18 protein-coding genes and 2 tRNA genes are annotated in these 21,880 nt (G+C 64.6%); 14 read left to right on the plus strand and 6 right to left on the minus strand.

The window, feature by feature from the left end; translation table 11 throughout:
- Window positions 1-159: 159 nt before the first annotated feature.
- From M2432_RS02830 to ilvC, 3 genes are all read left to right on the plus strand, one after another.
- A complete protein-coding gene (locus M2432_RS02830) occupies window positions 160-2,001 on the plus strand; it encodes an acetolactate synthase large subunit (protein WP_280825208.1) in 1,842 nt (613 codons plus the stop codon).
- Window positions 1,998-2,501, plus strand: a complete 504-nt coding sequence (ilvN, locus tag M2432_RS02835) for an acetolactate synthase small subunit (protein ID WP_280825209.1) — start codon at window positions 1,998-2,000, stop codon at window positions 2,499-2,501. Before M2432_RS02830 ends, ilvN begins: the two co-directional genes overlap by 4 nt.
- Before the next feature lie 81 nt (window positions 2,502-2,582).
- Window positions 2,583-3,584 carry a ketol-acid reductoisomerase gene (gene ilvC / locus M2432_RS02840; RefSeq protein WP_280825303.1) on the plus strand — a complete coding sequence of 334 codons (1,002 nt, stop codon included), beginning with the start codon at window positions 2,583-2,585 and terminating at the stop codon, window positions 3,582-3,584.
- A gap of 60 nt (window positions 3,585-3,644) precedes the next feature.
- On the opposite strand, the gene M2432_RS02845 is transcribed toward ilvC, so the two are convergent.
- Genes M2432_RS02845 through M2432_RS02855 form a run of 3 tightly spaced genes read right to left on the minus strand, consistent with a single transcriptional unit; the run spans window position 3,645 to window position 6,887 of the window.
- Entirely contained in the window at window positions 3,645-4,820 is a 1,176-nt protein-coding gene (locus M2432_RS02845) for an FAD-binding domain (protein WP_280825210.1), read from the minus strand.
- Window positions 4,821-4,842: 22 nt separating this feature from the next.
- Window positions 4,843-5,442 carry an NAD(P)H:quinone oxidoreductase gene (wrbA, locus tag M2432_RS02850; RefSeq protein ID WP_280825211.1) on the minus strand — a complete coding sequence of 200 codons (600 nt, stop codon included), beginning with the start codon at window positions 5,440-5,442 and terminating at the stop codon, window positions 4,843-4,845.
- A 14-nt stretch (window positions 5,443-5,456) separates the two neighbouring features.
- The gene (locus M2432_RS02855; RefSeq protein ID WP_280825212.1) at window positions 5,457-6,887 is read right to left on the minus strand and encodes an NAD(P)/FAD-dependent oxidoreductase; all 1,431 of its coding nucleotides are present in this window, start codon (window positions 6,885-6,887) and stop codon (window positions 5,457-5,459) included.
- 88 nt (window positions 6,888-6,975) lie between these two features.
- Between M2432_RS02855 and serA the strand changes: the two genes are divergently transcribed.
- From serA to M2432_RS02875, 4 genes are all read left to right on the plus strand, one after another.
- Window positions 6,976-8,562 carry a phosphoglycerate dehydrogenase gene (gene serA, locus M2432_RS02860; RefSeq protein WP_280825213.1) on the plus strand — a complete coding sequence of 529 codons (1,587 nt, stop codon included), beginning with the start codon at window positions 6,976-6,978 and terminating at the stop codon, window positions 8,560-8,562.
- A complete protein-coding gene (locus M2432_RS02865; RefSeq protein WP_280825214.1) occupies window positions 8,559-9,569 on the plus strand; it encodes a 3-isopropylmalate dehydrogenase in 1,011 nt (336 codons plus the stop codon). The genes serA and M2432_RS02865 overlap by 4 nt, the downstream gene beginning before the upstream one ends.
- Before the next feature lie 488 nt (window positions 9,570-10,057).
- Window positions 10,058-12,130: a hypothetical protein gene (locus M2432_RS02870; RefSeq protein WP_280825215.1), complete on the plus strand. Its 2,073-nt coding sequence runs from the start codon at window positions 10,058-10,060 to the stop codon at window positions 12,128-12,130.
- A 256-nt stretch (window positions 12,131-12,386) separates the two neighbouring features.
- The gene (locus tag M2432_RS02875; RefSeq protein WP_280825216.1) at window positions 12,387-14,114 is read left to right on the plus strand and encodes a DUF3556 domain-containing protein; all 1,728 of its coding nucleotides are present in this window, start codon (window positions 12,387-12,389) and stop codon (window positions 14,112-14,114) included.
- Between the two features lie 73 nt (window positions 14,115-14,187).
- On the opposite strand, the gene M2432_RS02880 is transcribed toward M2432_RS02875, so the two are convergent.
- From M2432_RS02880 to M2432_RS02890, 3 genes are all read right to left on the minus strand, one after another.
- A complete protein-coding gene (locus M2432_RS02880) occupies window positions 14,188-14,532 on the minus strand; it encodes a hypothetical protein (RefSeq protein ID WP_280825217.1) in 345 nt (114 codons plus the stop codon).
- An 82-nt stretch (window positions 14,533-14,614) separates the two neighbouring features.
- Entirely contained in the window at window positions 14,615-15,832 is a 1,218-nt protein-coding gene (locus M2432_RS02885) for an MFS transporter (protein WP_280825218.1), read from the minus strand.
- 112 nt (window positions 15,833-15,944) lie between these two features.
- Window positions 15,945-16,427: a type VI secretion system tube protein Hcp gene (locus M2432_RS02890; RefSeq protein WP_280825219.1), complete on the minus strand. Its 483-nt coding sequence runs from the start codon at window positions 16,425-16,427 to the stop codon at window positions 15,945-15,947.
- 151 nt (window positions 16,428-16,578) lie between these two features.
- Between M2432_RS02890 and M2432_RS02895 the strand changes: the two genes are divergently transcribed.
- The 7 genes from M2432_RS02895 (at window position 16,579) to M2432_RS02925 (ending at window position 21,877) form a co-directional block, all read left to right on the plus strand.
- Complete coding sequence (locus tag M2432_RS02895; RefSeq protein ID WP_280825220.1) at window positions 16,579-17,976, plus strand: 2-polyprenyl-6-methoxyphenol hydroxylase-like oxidoreductase; 1,398 nt, start codon at window positions 16,579-16,581, stop codon at window positions 17,974-17,976.
- A 20-nt stretch (window positions 17,977-17,996) separates the two neighbouring features.
- Entirely contained in the window at window positions 17,997-18,743 is a 747-nt protein-coding gene (locus M2432_RS02900; RefSeq protein ID WP_280825221.1) for an alpha/beta fold hydrolase, read from the plus strand.
- Window positions 18,744-18,792: 49 nt separating this feature from the next.
- The gene (locus tag M2432_RS02905; RefSeq protein WP_280825222.1) at window positions 18,793-19,575 is read left to right on the plus strand and encodes a fumarylacetoacetate hydrolase family protein; all 783 of its coding nucleotides are present in this window, start codon (window positions 18,793-18,795) and stop codon (window positions 19,573-19,575) included.
- 1 nt (window position 19,576) lies between these two features.
- Window positions 19,577-21,034, plus strand: a complete 1,458-nt coding sequence (gltX, locus tag M2432_RS02910; protein ID WP_280825223.1) for a glutamate--tRNA ligase — start codon at window positions 19,577-19,579, stop codon at window positions 21,032-21,034.
- A 131-nt stretch (window positions 21,035-21,165) separates the two neighbouring features.
- Window positions 21,166-21,237, plus strand: a tRNA-Gln gene (locus M2432_RS02915).
- A gap of 61 nt (window positions 21,238-21,298) precedes the next feature.
- A tRNA-Glu gene (locus M2432_RS02920) sits at window positions 21,299-21,371 on the plus strand.
- Window positions 21,372-21,424: 53 nt separating this feature from the next.
- Window positions 21,425-21,877 carry a DUF6636 domain-containing protein gene (locus M2432_RS02925; RefSeq protein WP_280825224.1) on the plus strand — a complete coding sequence of 151 codons (453 nt, stop codon included), beginning with the start codon at window positions 21,425-21,427 and terminating at the stop codon, window positions 21,875-21,877.
- The last annotated feature ends 3 nt before the right edge of the window (window positions 21,878-21,880 follow it).

Genomic DNA, 21,880 nt, shown 5'->3' on the forward strand with positions numbered 1-21,880 from the left:
CAATGCTCGTAGTAATCGGTTGGCGCGTTGATGCGTAGCCAGGCTTAGCAGCCGACACCGACGAGCATCGACGCGCAACCCTCGTACAGCAGCAGACGCTGGCGGGGGTTTTTTGTTGCCCGAGAACATAACCGCTGAGAACACTGACAAGAGGACATAGTGAGCGCACCTACTACGCGACCGCCCGAGTCGGCGCAGAAGACCAACGGGGTTGCCAGCCCGCAACCGAGAACCGTTGCCCCGCAACAGATGACCGGTGCCCAGGCGGTCGTGCGCTCGCTCGAGGAACTGGATGTCGACACCATCTTCGGCATTCCTGGCGGCGCGGTGCTGCCCGTCTATGACCCGCTGTACGACTCCAAGAAGGTCCGCCACGTCCTGGTCCGGCACGAGCAGGGCGCAGGCCACGCGGCGTCGGGCTACGCGCACGCCACCGGCAAGGTCGGCGTGATGATGGCCACGTCGGGTCCCGGCGCCACCAACCTGGTGACCCCGCTGGCCGACGCCCAGATGGACTCCATCCCGGTGGTCGCCATCACAGGCCAGGTCGGCCGTGGCCTGATCGGCACCGACGCCTTCCAGGAAGCCGACATCACCGGCATGACCATGCCGATTACCAAGCACAACTTCCTGGTGCGCAATGGTGACGACATCGCCAAGGTCATCGCCGAGGCATTCCACATCGCGTCCTCTGGCCGCCCCGGCGCGGTTCTGGTGGACATCCCCAAGGACATCCTGCAGGGCCAGTGCACCTTCAGTTGGCCACCGGAGATCGACCTGCCGGGCTACAAGCCCAACACCAAGCCGCACAGCCGCCAGGTGCGCGAGGCGGCCAAGCTGATCGCCGCCGCCCACAAGCCCGTGCTGTACGTCGGTGGCGGTGTCATCCGCGGTGATGCCAGCGCCGAACTGCTGGAACTGGCCGAACTGACCGGCATCCCGGTCGTCACCACCCTGATGGCGCGCGGCGCATTCCCGGACAGCCATGCCCAGCACATGGGCATGCCGGGCATGCACGGCACCGTTTCAGCGGTCGCGGCGCTGCAGAAGAGCGACCTGCTGATCGCACTGGGCACGCGCTTCGATGACCGCGTCACCGGCCAGCTGTCAACATTCGCGCCCGAGGCGAAGGTGATCCACGCCGACATCGACCCGGCCGAGATCGGCAAGAACCGGCACGCCGATGTGCCCATCGTCGGTGACATAAAGAACGTCATCGTCGACCTGCTGGCGGCGCTTCGCCGGGACGGGGTCTCCGCCGATACGCTGGACCTTGCCGACTGGTGGGAGTACCTGAACGGCATCAAGGCCACCTACCCGCTGAGCTACGGCCCGCAGAGCGACGGCAGCCTCTCGCCCGAGTACGTCATCGAGAAGCTGGGTCAGATGGCCGGCCCGGACGCGCTGTATGTGGCTGGCGTCGGCCAGCACCAGATGTGGGCCGCGCAATTCATCAAGTACGAGAACCCCAAGACCTGGCTGAACTCCGGGGGCCTGGGCACCATGGGTTACTCGATCCCGGCCGCCATGGGCGCCAAGTTCGCCCGCCCGGAGGCCGAGGTGTGGGCCATCGATGGTGACGGCTGCTTCCAGATGACCAACCAGGAGCTGGCCACCTGTGCAGTGGAGGGCGCCCCGATCAAGGTCGCGCTGATCAACAACGGCAACTTGGGCATGGTGCGGCAGTGGCAGACGCTCTTCTACGAGGAGCGCTACAGCCAGACCGATCTTTCCACCCACTCGCGCCGGATTCCGGACTTCGTGAAGCTGGCCGAGGCGCTGGGCTGCGTCGGCCTGCGTTGCGAGCGTGAGGAGGACGTCGAGGACGTAATCCGGCAGGCCCGCGAGATCAATGACCGCCCCGTGGTCATCGACTTCATCGTGGGTGCCGACGCCCAGGTGTGGCCGATGGTCGCCGCGGGCACCAGCAACGACGAGATCATGGCGGCGCGCGATATCCGTCCGCTGTTCGACAACGAGGATCAGGTGCAAGCCCGATGACGACTACTCACACTCTGTCGGTCCTGGTCGAGGACACTCCCGGTGTGCTGGCTCGGGTGGCGGCGCTGTTCTCGCGGCGCGGCTTCAACATCCAGTCGCTGGCGGTCGGTGGCACCGACCAGAAGAACATGTCCCGGATGACCATCGTGGTCGCCGTCGAGGACCTGCCGTTGGAGCAGATGACCAAGCAGCTCAACAAGCTGATCAACGTCATCAAGATCGTCGAGCAGGAACCGGACAACTCGGTGTCTCGCGAGCTGGCGCTGATCAAAGTGCGTGCTGACGCAAGCGTCCGTGGGCAGGTCATTGAGGCCGTCAACCTGTTCCGGGCCAAGGTGGTCGACGTGTCCAACGAGTCGCTGACCATCGAGGCCACCGGCACCCAGGAGAAGCTCGAAGCATTGCTTCGAGTGCTGGAGCCGTACGGTATCCGTGAGCTGGTGCAGTCCGGTGTGGTGTCCCTGGCCCGCGGTCCGCGCGCTATCGGCGCGGCCAAATAACCCGGGTCCGCGTGGTATCAGCGCGGCGGAATAGTCTTCGACAACACAATCAAGGTAAGGAATAAGTAAGTGGCAGTTGAGATGTTCTACGACGACGACGCCGACCTGTCGATCATTCAGGGTCGCAAGGTTGGTGTCATCGGCTACGGCAGCCAGGGGCACGCGCATTCGCTTTCGCTCCGTGACTCGGGCGTGCAGGTCAAGGTCGGCCTGAAGGAGGGCTCGAAGTCCCGCGAGAAGGTCACCGAGCAGGGTCTCGAGGTCGACACCCCGGCCGAGGTCGCCAAGTGGGCCGACGTGATCATGCTGCTGGCGCCCGACACCGCGCAGGCCGAGATCTTCAAGAACGACATCGAGCCCAACCTCAAGGATGGCGACGCGCTGTTTTTCGGCCACGGCCTGAACATCCACTTCGGCCTGATCAAGCCCCCGGCCAATGTCACCATCGGCATGGTTGCCCCCAAGGGTCCGGGCCACCTGGTGCGTCGTCAGTTCGTTGACGGTAAGGGCGTCCCGGCTCTGATCGCCATCGACCAGGACCCCAAGGGTGAGGGCCAGGCGCTGGCGCTGTCCTACGCCAAGGGCATCGGCGGCACCCGCGCCGGCGTCATCAAAACCACCTTCAAGGAAGAGACCGAGACCGACCTGTTCGGCGAGCAGGCCGTGCTGTGCGGTGGCACCGAGGAACTGGTCAAGACCGGTTTCGAGGTCATGGTCGAGGCCGGCTACGCCCCGGAGATGGCCTACTTCGAGGTGCTGCACGAGCTCAAGCTGATCGTCGACCTGATGTACGAGGGTGGCATCGCCCGCATGAACTACTCGGTGTCCGACACCGCTGAGTTCGGTGGCTACCTGTCCGGTCCGCGTGTCATCGACGCCGACACCAAGGAGCGCATGCGCGCCATCCTGAAGGACATCCAGGACGGCACCTTCGTCAAGCGTCTGGTCGCCAACGTCGAGGGCGGCAACAAGGAGCTCGAGGGTCTGCGCAAGGAGAACGCCGAGCACCCCATCGAGGTCACCGGCAAGAAGCTGCGCGACCTGATGAGCTGGGTCGACCGGCCGATCACCGAGACTGCCTAGCTCCCAACGCGATTTGTGCACGTTTACCGGCCGAGATCGCCGGTAAACGTGCACAAGTCGTTACTCGGCGACGGCGATGTCGTCGCGGAGCTGCCGCTCGATGAGCAGGTCGCCGACGTACGGTAGCGACAGCAGGCGGCTCAGCTTGTTGCGGGCCCACACGCCCGGCCATGTCCGTGGGGCAAAAGTCGCGGCGAACCGCCGGGCTGAGCGTTGCTTGCCGGCGATCAGCGGCTGCAGCAGCCGCTGGTATTCATGAAAAGCCTTGCGGTATTCGCCCTTTGCGCGATGCAGTTCATCGGCGAGCACATAGGCCTCCACCATGGCCAGGCCGGTACCCTCGCCAGCCAGCAGCGATACCGCGGCCGCCGCATCACCGATGAGCATGACCCGATCCTTGAACCAGGTGTCCATCGCGATCTGACTTACCCGATCGAAATAGATGTCGTCGCAGCCCTGCATCGTGTCCAAGATGTGCCGGCATTCCCAACCCATCCCACCGAACACCGCACCGAGGGATTCTTTGATCTCATCAGGCCCGTGCGGATCTGCGCTGCGAAATCGGTCGCTGGTGCCGATCAGCAGAAACATGGTGCGGTCATCGCGCATCGCGAACCGGCTCACCATGCGCCCCGGAGCCCCGTACGACACATAGACCAACTCATCGCGGGGGCGATAGCCCCGCGCCTCGAATGCGGCGACGCGGTAGCCGAGGTCCCGCTCGAAATCCGCGTCGGGCCCAAATACCAACCGCCGCACCGGTGAATGCAGGCCTCCGGCCCCGATCAGGAGATCGAACTCACGGGCACCCCCGTTGTGGAAGCCGACTTGAACACCTGCCTCGTCCTGTTCGACAGTGGCGATACTGTCACCGAAGATGCTCTCGACATCCTCTGAGAGGGTGCCGTAGATCATGGCTGCCATGTCGCCGCGTGCCAGACTGGTAAACCGTCCCCCGGCCATCCGCTGGAACCCGTCCGTGCGGAATCCGCCCGCCCTGTGACCGCGCCGGTCGACGAGCCGCACCTCGCCCACCGTATACCCGGCCGTGCCTAACTGCGGTCCGAGCCCCATCCGCTCGGCGATCCGATAGCCCGCTCCCCAGAAGTCGACGACATAGCCGCCGGTCCGGAGGGCCGGAGCCTGCTCGACCAGGGTGATCTGATGGCCGTCGCGGTGCAGCCAGTACGCCAGGGTCGGCCCCGCGATCCCGGTCCCGCTGATGGCGATTCTCATCACGCCCAGCCAACCCGAATACTTACCTCGTCAGCCGGTCAGCGACCTGCACGACCCGGCGGGCCAGGTGTTCCAACGCATTCTCGGTGGCTTCGTCGAACTCGGAGATGTTGTCGTGGTTGGCCAGCAGGCTTACGCCGTACGGGTTGCCGTCGACGTACTTGAGCGGGTCGGTGTAGCCCGGTGCCACGATGATCCCGCCCCAATGCATCAGCGTGATGTACAGCGACAGCAGTGTGGTTTCCTGCCCGCCGTGTGCCGTGTTGGTCGAGGTGAATCCCGCGTATACCTTGTCGGCCAACGCGCCCTGCGACCACAGCCCACCGAGCGAATCCAGAAAACCCCGCAACTGCGAAGCCACCGACCCGAACCGGGTCGGGGAGCCGAAGATCACGGCATCGGCCCACTCGATGTCATCGCCGGTGGCGGTCGGAAGATCTTTTGTGGCTTCGTAATTCGCAGTCCACGCCGGATTGTGCGCGAACGACGCAGGATCCGCGGTCTCAGCGACGGGCCGCACCCGGACCTCGGCGCCTGCTGCTTCTGCAGCGGCGGCGACGCGATGCGCCATCGTGGTGCCGTGACCGGTTGCGGAGTAGTAGATGACAGAGAGCTTGGCCATGAGCCAAGCCAACACTATGGCGCCAGCGACGGCAGAGTCTTTATCCCGAATTCACGCTTCAACACCGTCCGTGCGGCGTAGAAGCCGCACATCCCGTGCACGCCGGTGCCCGGCGGGGCGGCCGACGAACACAAGTAGGCGCCGGGGATGGGCGTGGTGAATGGGTTGGCCCGCACGGTCGGCCCGACCATCGCGGCTTTCAGTGTCGCGCCGCCGACGATGATGTCGCCACCCACATAGTTGGCGTTGTGCTGCGACATCTCGGCGGCCGGCACAACTCGCGCTGCCAGCACCAAATCGCGGAATCCCGGCGCGGCCTGCTCGAACAATCGCGTCACCGTCTCGGTCAGGTCAGCGGTCGAACCCGCCGGCACATGGACGTAGGTCCATAGCGGTCGTCGGCCTTGAGAATCGATCCGGGACGGATCGGCCAGGTGTGGCAGAGCGGCCAGGGTCATCGGATGTTCGGCATGTCGACCGTGCGCGATTTCGCGCTCGGACGCGGCCATCTGAGCCCGGGTGCCACCGAGATGAATGGTCGGGGACGCTGCCATCCGCGGGTCGCGCCACGGGATTTCGCCGCTGAGTACGAAATCGACCTTGCACACACCCGGCCCAAACTTATAACGGCGCAACGCTTTTGCGTATCGATCAGGCACGGCAGCGCCGTAGATGTCCAGAAGTGCGGTGGGTGCGGTGTCGTAGATGGCTACGCCTTCCGGCGGGCTGGTCACTGGCGATCCGGTGATCAGCTCACCGCCATGGGCGCGAAGATCGGCGATCAGTGCATCGGTGATCACCTGGGTGCCGCCGACCGGAACAGGCCAGCCTTCGGTATGTGCGACAGTGCCCAGCATCAACCCGGCGCCACTGTTGATGGGCGACGGCACGGGGTGGATGGCATGGGTGCCGACACCCGTGAACAGGGCTCGGGCGTCCTCACCGCGCAGCACACTCCAGGCCGGGCTGCCCTGTCCCAGCACCCGCAACCCGGTGCGCACGGTGGTCAGCAGGTCCGGCGGCAGCGAGCGTTTGTCACCGAGGAAGAACCCGATGACGCCGTCGGCATGGTCGACCAGCGGACCGAACAGGCGCCGCCACGACGAGCCGTGCTCCAGCTCGGCGCAGGTGCGCTCCAGCGAGCGGTACCCGATGGCCGCGCGGCCGGACGGCAGCGGATTGGCATACGAAATCTCCGGAGCCACCAGTTCGACCCCGCGGACCGCCAGATCGAACTCGGCGAAGAACTGTGAGGCGATGCCCAGCGGGTGCACCGCCGAGCAGACGTCGTGCAGGACGTCGGGGTATTCGGGGTCCGGGGCGCTGCGCGCGCCGCCGCCCGGGGTGGGTTGGGCCTCGATGACCCGGACCGAGAGGCCGGCGCGGGCGCAGATGACGGCGGCGGCCAATCCGTTGGGCCCGCTACCGACGACGGTGACATCCACCACTAGATGGTACGAAGGGCTTTGATCAAACGAGCTCAAGCGGGGAAGCGGTTGGGAGGTCAGTACCTCGGACCACTATCCTTGCCGCGTGAGCCTTCCTGTCGTACTCATTGCTGACAAACTCGCCGAATCGACCGTCGCCGCGCTGGGCGACCAGGTAGAGGTCCGTTGGGTCGACGGACCCGACCGCGAAAAGCTGCTGGCCGCCGTGCCCGATGCCGACGCCCTGCTGGTGCGCTCGGCCACCACGGTCGACGCCGAGGTGCTGGCCGCAGCCCCCAAGCTCAAGATCGTCGCCCGCGCCGGCGTCGGCCTGGACAACGTGGACGTCGACGCCGCCACCGCCCGTGGCGTGCTGGTGGTCAACGCTCCGACCTCCAACATCCATAGCGCCGCCGAGCATGCGCTGGCGCTGCTGTTGTCCGCGGCCCGGCAGATTCCGGCCGCCGACGCAACCCTGCGTGAGCGCACCTGGAAGCGTTCGAAGTTCTCCGGCACCGAAATCTTCGACAAGACCGTCGGCGTGGTCGGCCTGGGCCGCATCGGCCAGCTGGTGGCCCAGCGTCTGGCCGCCTTCGGCGCGCACATCGTCGCGTACGACCCCTACGTCTCGCACGCTCGCGCCGCGCAACTGGGCATCGAGCTGCTGCCCCTAGATCAGCTTTTGGGTCGTGCTGATTTCATCTCGGTGCACCTACCCAAGACCAAGGAAACCGCCGGCCTGATCGGCAAGGAGAACCTGGCCAAGACCAAACCGGGCGTCATCATCGTCAACGCCGCCCGCGGTGGCCTGATCGATGAGCAGGCCCTGGCCGACGCCATCAACAGCGGCCACGTCCGTGCCGCCGGCCTTGACGTGTTCTCCACCGAGCCGTGCACCGACAGCCCGCTGTTCGAGCTGCCGCAGGTCGTCGTCACCCCGCACTTGGGCGCGTCTACCGAAGAGGCTCAGGACCGGGCCGGCACCGATGTCGCGGCCAGTGTGAAGCTGGCGCTGGCCGGCGAGTTCGTGCCGGACGCGGTGAACGTCGGTGGCGGCGTCGTGGGCGAGGAGGTCGCCCCGTGGCTCGACCTGGTCCGCAAGCTGGGCCTGCTGGTCGGTGCCCTGACGCCACAGTTGCCAGCCTCGCTGGATGTGCAGGTACTCGGCGAGCTCGCCGCGGAAGACGTTGAGATTCTCAAACTTTCGGCGATGCGTGGCCTGTTCTCGGCGGTCATCGAAGACCAGGTCACCTTCGTCAACGCACCGGCTCTGGCCGCTGAGCGTGGTGTGCAGGCCACTATCGCCACCGAATCGGAAAGCCCCAATCACCGCAGCGTCGTCGACGTGCGCGCGGTGCTGGCCGACGGTTCGGTCGTCAACGTGGCCGGCACCTTGACCGGTCCGCAGCTGGTCGAGAAGGTCGTCCAGATCAACGGACGCAACCTGGAATTGCGTGCCGAGGGTGTGAACCTGATCCTCAACTACGCCGACCAGCCCGGTGCCCTGGGCAAGATCGGCACCCTGCTGGGCGGCGCCAACGTCAACATCCTGGCGGCGCAGATGTCGCAGGACGCCGACGGTGGTGGTGCGACGGTGATGCTGCGGCTGGACCAGCAGGTGCCTGCCGATGTGCTCAGTGCCATCGAATCGGCTGTTGGCGCAACGACTCTGGAATTGGTGGACCTGTCGTGAAGCTTGCAGTCATCGCCGGTGACGGCATCGGACCCGAGGTCATCGCCGAGGGTCTGAAGGTGCTCGACGTGGTGGTGCCCGGGGTTGACCGCACCGAATACGACCTGGGTGCCCGGCGCTATCACGCTACGGGTGAGACGTTGCCCGAGGGCTTCGTCGACGAGCTCAAGGGTTACGACGCAATCCTGTTGGGCGCCATCGGCGATCCGTCGGTGCCCAGCGGTGTGCTGGAGCGTGGCCTGCTGCTGAACATGCGCTTCGCTCTGGACCATCACGTGAACCTGCGGCCGTCGAAGTTGTTCGCAGGCGTCGACAGCCCGCTGGCCGGCAACCCGGATATCGACTTCGTCGTGGTGCGTGAAGGCACCGAGGGGCCGTACACCGGCACCGGCGGCGCGATCCGCGTCGACACCCCGCACGAGGTGGCCACCGAGGTGTCCACCAACACCCGCTTCGGCGTCGAGCGCGTGGTGCGCTACGCCTTTGATAAGGCGAGGGAAAGGCGTCATCACCTGACCTTGGTGCACAAGAACAACGTGCTGGCCTTCGCCGGGTCGCTGTGGAAGCGCACCGTCGACGAGGTTGGTGTGGAGTACCCGGACGTCGAGACCGCTTACCAGCACATCGACGCCGCGACCATCCACATGGTCACCGACCCGGGCCGCTTCGACGTGATCGTCACCGACAACCTGTTCGGCGACATCATCACCGACCTGGCGGCGGCGGTGTCCGGCGGTATCGGCCTGGCCGCGTCGGGCAACATAGACGCCACCGGCACCAACCCCTCGATGTTCGAGCCCGTGCACGGCAGCGCGCCCGACATCGCGGGCCAGGGTCTGGCCGACCCGACCGCGGCGGTCATGAGCGTGGCTCTGCTGCTGACGCACCTCGGTGAGACCGAGGCTGCCGAGCGGGTGGACAAGGCTGTGGCACAGCACCTTTCGACGCGGGGCTCGGCGAAGTTGTCGACATCGGAGACCGGCGACCGGATTGTCGGTCTGCTCTAGCGGGTTTCTCGCCCAAACGGACGAACGGACGGCAAAGTCTGAGTAGATCCGGCCATTTCGTCGATCTGGGCGTAGCAGCGAGTCGTGGTTCTTGACCACGGCCGGATGGGTGCGGCATGTAATGGTGCTGCGCTGTCTCCAATGGTCTTCGGCCGCAATCCAATTCTTGGGCGCCATCCTGTTCGACGTGAGCACGCGCGTCCGCGGTGTCGGCGTATGCCGTGCTCATCGAGCGTCGTTACGCCTGTGACGTATGTGCTGAAAGCAACTGGGCTCCAGTGCTTCCTGTGCGTGGCTATGTAGGAGCTATGGGTTGATGAGAATCGCGCTTGGATACTGGCGGGCGCGGCAGGTCTGCGTAGCCTTTAGTTGTGCTTATTAGTCGTGCAGGCATGGAATCTGGCCAGCACCAGTAGGCGCCTAAACACCCGTAATTTGCGCGGTCGGGAGCGACTCGACCTGCGGTCACGGGGCGTGAGGAGGTCGATATGACGACTGTCAGTCCGCCACCCGTCCACTACGACATTGTGCCGCGCCTGAAACCAGAGTCGCGCTGGCGCAGGCTCATGCAGGGGACTCGCCGGCACAAGGCGGCCACGGCTGCTGGGGTGGCCGTGCTGCTCGTGGCGGGCCTGCTGGGTGGTTCCTATGAGTCTTCACCCGGGGGCGCGCTGTGGGGTATCGACAAGACGCTATTTCCCGGGCATGCGCAAGACGTCGCCCTGACGGCCGTCGTCAGCGAACTGAAGACCGCGCAGGACATCCTGGGCAGCGGACAGCAGCCGTCGTCCGATCAGCTGACTGACGCCCGCACCGCGCTCAATCACGCCAAGCAGGACCTGGACTACTTGTCGCCGTCACCTCAGCGGACCAGTCTGCAGAACCTCTATATGCAACTGACACAACAACTTCTGCAGTACACGCCCGATTCGGCGCAGCAACTGCCGGCGCTGCCCGCACCTCCGCAGGCCGCCGCCCCGGGCGACCCGGCGCAGCTGCCCGACGTGGCGCTGATGAATGCGACTGCGCCAACCTGGGGGTACGCATCCCCCGGTGACGACGGGAACGTGGCCACCGTCGACCAGATGTCCGGTGACTTCGTCCCACCGCCGCCTGACGTGCCGGCCGACCCCGAGGCTTACTGGCCGCAGCCCGTTGACCCGCCATTGACGCCGGACCTGCAAGACCTGGGCTACTACGACCCGTCCTGGGGACAGCTCTACGGCTACAACCCCACCGACTGGTACAACTACGACCTCAGCGGCTACAACCAATACGGCTACGACTTCCTCGGCTTCGACCGGTGGGGCTATGACCGCTGGGGATACGACCGGTGGGGCTACGACCACTGGGGCTACAACTGGGCCGGCTACAACTGGGCGGGCTACGACCGCGGCGGCTGGGACCGCGATGGCCGCAACGAATGGGGCCAACACCGCGGCCGCCCGGGTGACCCGCGCGATCAGGACTGGTACAACAGCCACCACCCGTACCAGCAGTACTACCAATGGAAGTTCCAGAACTGCGATCCGGTGTACCACCGCGCGCAGTGGGACCACGCCCACGGATTCGACCCGGATCTTTACCAAAACTGGAACATGAACCGGGATTGGCATAATCCGCGCAACCGCGACTGGGCACCACCGGCCGCTGCGGTGAGCACCGCCCGGTCAGTCACGAACGTCATCACACACACCTCGGCTCCGGTGGTGAACCTGAATGTCTCACTGGCACAGTTCATCTCCAACGACAAGGCGGCCAGCACCACTGGGCCGCTGATGAAGGACCTCTCGGGCGAATCAGCCCGCGACTTCGCCAAGCACCTCGCCACGGGGGCCGCCGCGCCAGTCGGTACGCCCTCGGCTTCGACGTCGAGACAGCGGCCTGGCGCGCCGATCGCAAACGACCAGATCTCTTTGGCACCACCGGCATTGACGGCGCCTGCACCGACTACCCCGCCGTCGAAGGTGTCGCCCGGGTTTACCGTACCCAAGCTTGCGCCGGTGCCTGCCTCCACACCGGCTAAGCCGCAAGGAAAGTCGGCTCCGGCCAATATCGCGCCGGGAGCGGATCCACATTCTGCTCCGGGGTTGCCGGCAATCGTTCCGAAGGCTGGCTCAGAGAACCCTGTGGCGGCCCCACCTGTCGACCAGAAACCGGCGACCCCGCGGGGCCCCGAGTCCGCGCCTCCGGGCGGGCCTTCGGCGCCAGACGGGAGCAATTTCCTTTCACGGGCGCCGGAATCGAATCCGCCGGCGCGGCAGGCACAACCGGACCGACAGGATCCACCGCAGCAGCGGATCGAAACAGAGCGGCCGCCACAACACGCCCCGGCGCCTGAAGCTCCAGCCCGAGAGGCACCAGCTCCTGCTCAGCAGGTCCCGGTTCGACAAGAGCCTCCTCGACAGGCTCCGGCACCTGAGGCCCCGGTCCGCCAGGCGCCCGCCCGGCAGGCACCGCCCGTACACGAGGCGCCGCGTCCGGCCCCGGCACCGCGTCCTGCTCCGGCACCGGCACCGCATAACGCTCCCCAGTGTTCAGCTCCGAAATGTCAGTTCTGACCATCCGGGGTTATCGGCACCTAGCTGTTCAACTGCTTGGTGGCAGCCGGGATGCCGAGGAGCTTCAACCGCTCGGCTGTCGGGAGTGCGTGCCACGTGGTCGAGCACCTGCTGACCCAGCCGAATTCTGTTGGTGGCCGGGGCCGCTGATGTGTCGGATGCAGTGCGTCAGCAGGATCTGAATCCTGCCCCTCTTTGAGCGCAGAGTGCTAAATTCCCGGCATTGACAGCTACTTTTCAGCTTCAGAGGTGCGCCGTGGGATTCCTCAGTCCTGATTTGCCTCAGGTCGACATCGCCGAATGGCGCCGAGGCGACCGTGCCGAACGACTACGACCGATGGCGCGGCACATCGCCGAGCGGGGCATGGGGTATCCGGATGTTTTCTACGTCCTTTACGCCATCAAGATTGCATTGTTCGTCTTGGCGGCCATCGGGTTCGCGCTGGCGACCCGGGGTGTCGACGGTTGGGCCAACATCGGCACCTGGTGGCGCGAGCCGATCGTGTTCCAGAAGGCCGTGGTGTGGTCACTGCTGTACGAGGTGCTGGGGCTGGGATGTGGTTTCGGTCCGCTGACCGGAAAGGTCATGCCTCCGTTGGGCTCTCCGCTGTACTGGATGCGGACCGGGACCATCCGTTTGCCACCGTGGCCGCGGCGGGTTCCGTTCACCGCTGGTAATCGTCGCTCGATTGTCGACGTGTTGTTGTACGCCGCACTGATTGTCGCGGCGCTGTGGATCCTATTCTCGGATGGAACAGGCCCCATACCCGCGCTGGATACGACAGTCGGGGTGCTTGCCGTCTGGAAACCGTTGCTGGTGGTCGCGATTCTGGTGCTGATCGGATTGCGCGACAAGACAATATTTCTCGCCGCGCGTGGCGAGGTATACGGCACTCTCACGCTGACGTTCGTGTTCGTCGGCCCGACGATGATTGTGGCGGCCAAGTTGGTGATGCTGGCGATTTGGCTCGGCGCCGCGGTGTCCAAGCTCAATCGGCACTTCCCATACGTCGTGGCGACAATGATGGCCAACAATCCATTGTTGCGGTCGAAGTGGTTGCGGCGCAAAATGTTCCGTCGATTCCCTGACGACCTTCAACCCAGCTGGATACCTGGTCTGCTGGCTCACGGTGGCACCGTCATCGAGTTCGGGGTGCCGCTGGTGCTGTTCTTCTCCCGCGGTGGCGTGGTCAGCTATGCCGCTGCAGGGTTGATGGTGTTGTTCCACTTGGTGATCCTGACCTCAATTCCGCTGGGGGTGCCGCTGGAGTGGAACGTCTACATGATCTTCGCTATCGCAACGCTTTTCGTAGACAAGGCGCGATTCGGCCTGCAGGACTTACAATTTCCTCAGGCGTGGGGCGTCATCGCATTGATGGCGGTCGTGGGGACCACGATCGTGATCGGCAATCTGTATCCGCGTCGGGTGTCGTTTCTGCCCGGGATGCGCTACTACGCGGGCAATTGGGATGTGTCGGTGTGGTGCTTGACCGAATCGGCGTGTCGGAAGATCGAGGCACAGCGAATCGGGCTGGGCATGTTGCCGCACAAGCAGATCGAGAAGTTCTACGGTGCCGACGACGCGGAAGTACCCAAGGAGTTGGCACTGGCATTCCGGGTGATGTTCGCCAATGGCCGCGCTCTTCTGACACTGTTGAACCGCGTCGTTCCACCCGGAATCGAATACGCGATTCTTGAAGGCGAGCAGTTCTGCGCGTACGCGGTGGGGTGGAATTTTGGTGACGGTCATCTGCACAACGAGCAGCTCATTGCCGCCCTGCAGGCCCGCTGCCACTTTGATCCGGGTGAAGTGCGCGTGATTGTGGTTGATGGACAACCGATTCAGCGGCAATCACAGGACTACCGGTTGGTCGATGCCGCTACCGGAGAGTTCGAGCGGGGGCGTTTCAGGGTGGCGGATACGTGCGCGCGCCAGCCCTGGCAAGACGATGTGCTGGTGCAGGTGTTGGAGCATGAGCGCTAGGCGCATGGCGCCCTGAATTCCGGCCGCGCCCCTCGGCAACCCGTGAGCCGGCGGAGCCGGAACGCCGGCGAGGCTAATCGTGCGTGGATCGGGCAGCCGCCCCTCTATCGCGCAGCACCTCGACAAACCGCTGTGGGTCTACCGGCGTCACGCAGGGCTTCACCGAACCGGCGGTGTGAATCACCACGACGACCGATTTCTGCGGACGTCTGCAATCCAGCGGGAACCAGTGGCTCAGGCTCGCGGTGCCCCAAATCCGGCCTCGGCCGGTCAACAGCCCGAGCCGCCGGACCTCGACACCTCGGATTGCCTTGTACGGCAGTCTTTTTGCGGTGGCGAGCGGAAAGTAGTAGTGGCGGATGGTCAGTCCGTCCTCGTCGAGCATCATCAGGCCGTCGTCGTAGAGCGCATTGCCCATGGCAATCAGTTTGCCACTTTGTGGCTGGCAATGTGAGTCGGGAACTCGACGACTAATGCCGAGATCGACGAAACGGCCGCCGCTACTCGACTTTTGCGGCCCGTTCGTCCGTTCGGGAGCGAAGGGGGTCAGCGGCCACTGGGACCAACGGGGCCGCCACGATCGGGAACAGTGCGCACATGGCAAAGGCGAAGGGGAATCCGAAGACACCGATCAGGGCACCGAACACCGGCGGCACGATGCCGGTCGTCAACAACTGGGACGTGTTCTGGGTACCCAGGGCCCGGCCGCTCCAGAACGGGCCTGCGATTTCGGCAATTGCGGTGAACGACAAGCCGTTATCGGTCACTGTGACCACCGAGGCCACCACCATGACAAACACCGCGACAGGCCAGTGCAGGTAATCGGTCAGGGCCAGCAATCCCATGGTGAACGCCGCCGCCCAGGCAATCGTCCGCACCGGACGCAGCCGCGAGCCCGCCATGTCCGACCACCGTCCCGCCGCAATTCGCCCTGCGGCACCGCACAATTGGGCCACCAGCACCATGGTTCCGGCTGCACCAGCGGACCAACCGTGCGACGTCATCAACCACGTCAGCGCGAACGTCCACACCAGACATTGCGGCACGACCAGCAGCACCGACACCGCATGAATGCGCCACAGCACCGACGATCCGCGGTACGGGTTGGCCAAATGTGAAGCAGGAGCTTCGGATCGGGGTGGCCGAGGCGGATCCAGCACACCGAGAGCAGTCACCACCGCGGCAACCAAACACGCCAGAGCCGGGAACAACAGGGCAGTGGACACTCCGGAGGACTCAGCCAATCTTGGAATCACCAAGGCGCCCAAGCCAACCCCCAGGGGCTGTGCGGTCTGCCGGATACCCATCACCAGCCCGCGCTGTTCCGGCGGGAACCAGCCCACGACCAATCGCCCACTCGCCGAGTTGGAACTCGCGGCCGCCATGCCACCCAGCAACAGGAACGCGCCGACCACCACCAACGAATGCGCCCACGCAGCGGCGAAGGCCGCCAACGCCGTCAACAGCGAGCCGACGGCCAGCACGAATCGCTCGCCCACCCGGTCCACGACGTAACCCCACGCGATCAAAGTCAGCACCATGCCGAAGCTCGGCATGGCCGAGACCAGTCCGGCCTGCGACAGATCCAGGCCGCGTTCGCGATGCAGGGTGGGGATAAGGAACGCCGCACCGTTGATGAACACATTGGCGCACATGGTCGACCCGAGTGCGATAACCAGCATCAACCAGCGTCGGGCGGCGGAGATGGTGGTTGTCATGACTCGATGGTGGCACCGGAATCTCAAAATATCGAACTGATATCTCAAAATATGAGATTCAGTACCTATCGCGTCAGGTGCGGAGCGTGGTCGCGAAAAGATGTGACGCGAACTAGCCGGCGACGTTGGTCCGCAGGTCGAAGATGAAATGCTGGCCGTCATCGAGGGTTCCGTCAGGGCGTTGTCTGCGGTACAGCAGATCGACTTTCGAGAACCGCAGACTCACAGTCTCGGTGTATGGCGCAACTGCTTCGCCGTTCTGGGTGACGGCGGCGATAGTTACCTCACCGAGCTTGATTGTCAGATAGTCCTGCTGGTTGTCGCCCGCTCTGCGATGGCTGATGGTCGCCTCGTTGAGGTGCCGCCCGGTAGCGCATGCCAGCATTAGCACGGGTGTGGCTCTGTCGACCGTATGAACGATCACCAGTTCCTGAAACGCTGCCTTGCCCACGCCGGCACCACCCCCGCCTGCCGGCCCGGACGCAGCGTGCGCGACGCCCCACGAGAACGACACCACGTCGATCTCGTCCACATGCCCGGCGTGGACCGATTCACCTTTGATGTCACCGATTTTCGCGAAGATCTGTGTGGACATGGGCCTACTTTCTGGGAGGACGGCGATTCTCATCGCCATTTCAATCAGATCGACACCGGGACAAATAGAGTAGTGACCTACTCTATTCAGCTGATTCACAGACATCGCACACTTCCAGCGTCCTATAAGTCCAGCCCAGCAGGGGTGTGCCATGGCGAAGCTCGGCGATCACGCGTTGGTCCTCGGCGGGAGTATCGGCGGTCTATTGGCGGCCAGAGTGCTCTCCGACTTCTACGGCTCGGTCACGGTCGTTGAACGCGACCAGCTGTCGGACGATTCCGCCAATCGCCGAGGTGTCCCACAGGGCCGGCATCCCCACGCCCTGCTGGCTCGCGGTGCGCAGACCATCAAGGCACTGTTTCCTGGGCTTCTCGATGACCTGGTCGCCGATGGCGTTCCGATGGGCGACGACGGCGACCTGTCGCGGTTCTACCTCGGTTACAGCGGACACGTGATGGTGCACTCGGGTACGGCGACTGGCGATCTCAATGAGATTGCGGTGTACCAGCCGAGCCGGCCGTTGCTGGAGTGTCACATCCGGCGACGGCTGCGGGCTCTGGAGAACGTGACGATCATCGACGGTCATGACGTCACCGACCTGACCGCGACGCCGGATCGGAGTCGTGTCACGGGTGCGTGGATTGTCGGACATGGCGGCGGCGTTGAGCGGGAATTGACGGCGGACCTCGTAGTGGATGCCATGGGCCGAGCGGCACATACCCCGGCAACCCTGGAGAAACTCGGCTACGGACGGCCGACCGAGGATCGAATCGTCATGCAGACCACGTATGTGAGCCAAGCACTGCGGATTCCAGCGGGCACGGTCAAGTCGATGATGACCCTGATCACTCCGGCCCCCGGCCGGCCGACCGGGCTGGCTCTGTTCCGTTGCGAAAATGACGAATGGATTTTCACCGCGTACGGAATGGCAGGTCATGAACCGCCTCGCGACCTGCCCGGCATGCTGGCGTTCGTCCAGAAGTTCGCACCACCGGACGTGCTACCAGCCGTTCAGGCCGGTGAGCCGATAGGGCCAGTGATGCAACACCGGATGCCGTGCAGCCAGTGGCGAAGGTACGACAAGATGCGCCGATTCCCGGCGGGACTACTTGTCTGCGGCGACGCAATGTGCAGCTTCAACCCGATCTACGGGCAGGGCATGTCCGTGGCTGCGATGGATGCGATGGCGCTGCAGCACGCGTTGCGCAGCGGCACCACAAATCTGTCTCGACGTTACTTCCGGGCTGCCGCCAAAGCGATCGGTGTGGCGTGGGGCATGGGCGCGGGGTCTGACCTGGTGTTCCCGGAGGTCGAAGGACGCCGGACGCCGGCGATGCAACTCACGAACCGATTTATGCACCAGGTGTTGACGGCGGCCGAAACTGATCCCGCGGTGTTTACCCAGTTCGCCAGGGTCACCGGCCTCCTGGACGCGCCTACCAGGTTATTTCACCCGGCGTTCCTCTACCGGGTTGCTGCCACGAATCGCCATCGCCGCCAACATGATTCGAGGTTGAAGCAAGCTGCTTTGACACCTTCGGTCGGATAACCCGTGACAGGACATCGACCATGACAGTTGTTCTGGTGCATGGCAATCCGGAGAGTGCGGCAATCTGGGGGCCACTTATCGGCGAGCTCGGACGCGACGATGTCATAACGCTGTCGCCACCGGGATTCGGTGCGCCACTACCCGACGATTTCCCGGCGACTTTCCATGCCTACCGAGACTGGCTTGAAGCGCAATTGGAAGCGCTCGGCGAGCCGGTCGATCTGGTCGGGCACGACTGGGGCGGCGGCCATGTGTTGAACCTGGTGATGCATCGCCCGGAGCTCGTCCGCAGCTGGGTCAGCGACATCGTCGGCGTACTCGACCAGGATTACGTCTGGCACGACCTCGCGCAGGTGTGGCAGACACCCGGCGAGGGTGAGCAGATGGTGGAGGACTTCCTGGGCGGCACACCCGAAGAGCGCGCCGCCTTGTATGCCACGGCCGGAATGCCGACGGATGTTGGACTGTTGATCGCCGAGGCTCAGGGACCGGATATGGGCCGCGCCATCTTGGCTCTGTACCGCTCGGCGCGTCAGCCCGCGATGGCCGAAGCCGGCCAGGCACTGGAGAACGCCCGGGCAAGGCCGGGCCTGTCTATCCTTGCCACTGACGATCCATATGTAGGTTCCGAAGAGATTCGGCGCCGCGCTGCCGAGCGTGCCGGTGCCCGCACCGAAGTGCTCGACGGGCTCGGGCATTGGTGGATGGTTCAAGACCCGGCTCGCGGTGCTGAGGTCCTGACCCGATTCTGGGGCAGCCTGCACTAGGTCCAGAGCTGACGCGAGCCCGTACTAGGGCCGCCACTAGGCTTTATCTATGCGTCTAGGTCGAATTGCCAGTCCAGACGGTGTCGCTTTCGTGGTGATCGAGGGCGACCCGAACTCCGATGCGGTCTGCAAAGAGATCGCCGAGCAGTACTTGTCCCGCAACCCCACCTTCACCGGCCGGTCCTGGCCGCTGGCCGGCGTCCGGCTACTGGCACCGGTCCTGGCCAGCAAGGTCATCTGCATGGGTAAGAACTACGCGGCGCATGCACGCGAGATGGGCAGCGAACCGCCGGAGGACCCGGTGATCTTCCTCAAGCCGAACACGGCAATCATCGGGCCGAACGTGCCGATCCAGCTCCCGGCCAATGCCAACCCGGTGCACCACGAGGGCGAACTGGCGGTCGTCATCGAGCGTCCGGGCAAGGACATCCCCGCCGCCAAGGCCAAGGACTACATCCTCGGCTACACCATCGCCAACGATGTGTCGGCGCGCGATCAGCAGAAGAAGGACGGCCAGTGGATGCGGGCCAAGGGGCACGACACCTTCTGCCCGGTCGGCCCCTGGATCGAGACTGCTGTCGATCCTTCGGATTTGGATATCCGCACCGAGGTCAATGGGCAGAAGCGGCAGGACAGCAACACCGCGCTGCTGCTGCATGACGTCGGCGCAATCATCGAGTGGGCCTCGGCCGTCATGACGCTGCTGCCGGGCGACCTCATTCTCACCGGAACCCCCGAGGGGGTCGGCCCGATCGAAGACGGCGACACTGTCGCCATCACCGTTGAGGGCATCGGCACTCTCTCCAATCCTGTTGTACGCAAAGGGAAATAACGTGACTACACCTGTCCGGGTTCGCTTCTGCCCGTCGCCGACCGGCACCCCGCACGTCGGCCTGGTCCGCACCGCGCTGTTCAACTGGGCCTACGCCCGCCACACCGGCGGCGACTTCGTCTTCCGCATCGAGGACACCGACGCGGCCCGCGACAGCGAAGAGAGCTACAACGCCATTCTGGACGCGCTGCGCTGGCTCGGCCTGAATTGGGATGAGGGCCCTGAGGTCGGCGGTCCTTACGAGCCGTACCGGCAGTCGCAGCGTAGTGACCTGTACCGCGACGTCATCGCCAAACTGCTTGCTGCGGGCGAGGTTTACCCGGCCTACTCCACTCCTGAAGAGGTTGAGGCGCGGCACATCGCGGCGGGCCGCAATCCCAAACTCGGCTACGACAACTACGACCGCGACCTCACCGACGAGCAGCAGGCGGCATTCGAGGCCGGGGGCCGAAAGCCGGTGCTGCGCGTGCGGATGCCTGACGAAGACATCAGCTGGACCGACCTGGTACGGGGCGAGACCACCTTCGCCGCCGGGGTGGTCCCGGACTTCGCGATCACCCGCGCCAGCGGAGATCCGTTGTACACCTTGGTCAATCCGGTCGATGATGCGTTGATGAAGATCACGCATGTGCTGCGCGGCGAGGACCTGCTGCCCTCGACGCCTCGGCAGATTGCGTTGTACCAGGCCCTGATTCGCATCGGCGTGGCAGATGCGGTGCCCCAATTCGCCCATCTGCCCAGTGTTCTGGGCGACGGCAACAAGAAGCTGTCCAAGCGCGATCCACAGTCCAACCTGTTCCTGCACCGCGACCGCGGCTTCATCCCAGAGGGTCTACTGAACTACCTGGCACTGCTGGGCTGGGGTATCGCCGAAGACAACGACATCTTCAGCCTCGACGAGATGGTGGCTACCTTCGATGTAGCCAACGTCAACTCGAATCCGGCGCGCTTTGACCAGAAGAAGGCCGATGCCATCAACGCCGAGCACATCCGACGGCTGGCCTCTGAGGATTTCGCCGCCCGGCTGCGGGCGTACCTGGATCAGCATGGCCACGACACCACATTGGACGACAAGGGGTTCGCGGAGGCGGCCGCGCTGATCCAGACCCGCATTGTGGTGCTCGGCGACGCCTGGGACTTGCTGAAGTTCTTCAACGACGACGCCTACGTCATCGACGAGAAGTCCGCGGCCAAGGAACTCAAGGAGGACGCGGCGCCGGTGCTGGACGCCGCGCTGAGCGCCCTGGAAGCAGTCGGGGAGTGGAACACCGCCAACATCGAAGCTGCGCTCAAGGCGTCGCTGCTGGACGGTTTGGAGCTCAAGCCCCGCAAGGCCTTCGGACCCATCCGTGTCGCGGTCACCGGCGCGGCCATCAGTCCGCCACTGTTCGAGTCGATGGAACTGCTCGGCGCACAGCGCAGTCTGGACCGGCTGCGCGCTGCGCGGGCGGTGCTGTGACGGGGCGGTTGGTAAAAGCACCCCGAAATGTTTGGTAGTCTTCTCGTCGGCCCGAAAAGCGAAGCGCGGTTCTTCCCCGCCGAGCGGATCAGGTCAAAGAATGCCCCTGACCTGCGGTGATCGGCATTCAATGGGGTATGGTGTAATTGGCAACACTAGGGATTCTGATTCCCTCATTCTAGGTTCGAGTCCTGGTACCCCAGCTGCCGGAGCGATTAGGTCGGCAAAGCTCACCTGAGCTATGCTGACGCTCCGGAAGTTCTAGCCCCCGTCGTCTAGCGGCCTAGGACGCCGCCCTCTCACGGCGGTAGCGTGGGTTCGAATCCCATCGGGGGTACAGAAATTGGTAACGGGGTCCCAGTACGGGGTCCCGTTATTTATTCTTTTCAGGTGAAATTCTCCAAGCATTCGATGGTGCGCGGTGCGTTGCTGGGGGTTGTCGGTTTTGCGGCCGGGATGGCTATTTCGTGGCCGGCAGATGCCGATACCTATGCTGTGGGGGATTTCGCATCCCCGTCAGGCAACATCGCCTGCGCAATTTCCAACAACTGGCCCACTCCGTCGGTCCGGTGCGATGTGAAAGACATCACCTTCGCCCCGCCGCCGCGGCCCGCCGACTGCAACGGAGCCTGGGCCCATAGCGCAGACTTGAGCCTCGGGGGTATGCCCCATTTCCGGTGCATCTCCGATTCGGAGGATTACACCGCCTTCACGCTGCCGTATGGCAGTCACACCGCCGTCGGGCCGTTCGACTGTGCCAGTGGCCAAGACGGGGTCCGGTGCGTTGACACCACGACCAATCGCGGGTTCCGGCTGTCCCGCGATTCGTACGACTTCTTCTGAGAG

It is taken from the genome of Mycobacterium sp. OTB74 (genome assembly GCF_029892685.1).
In the GTDB taxonomy this organism is placed as follows: domain Bacteria; phylum Actinomycetota; class Actinomycetes; order Mycobacteriales; family Mycobacteriaceae; genus Mycobacterium.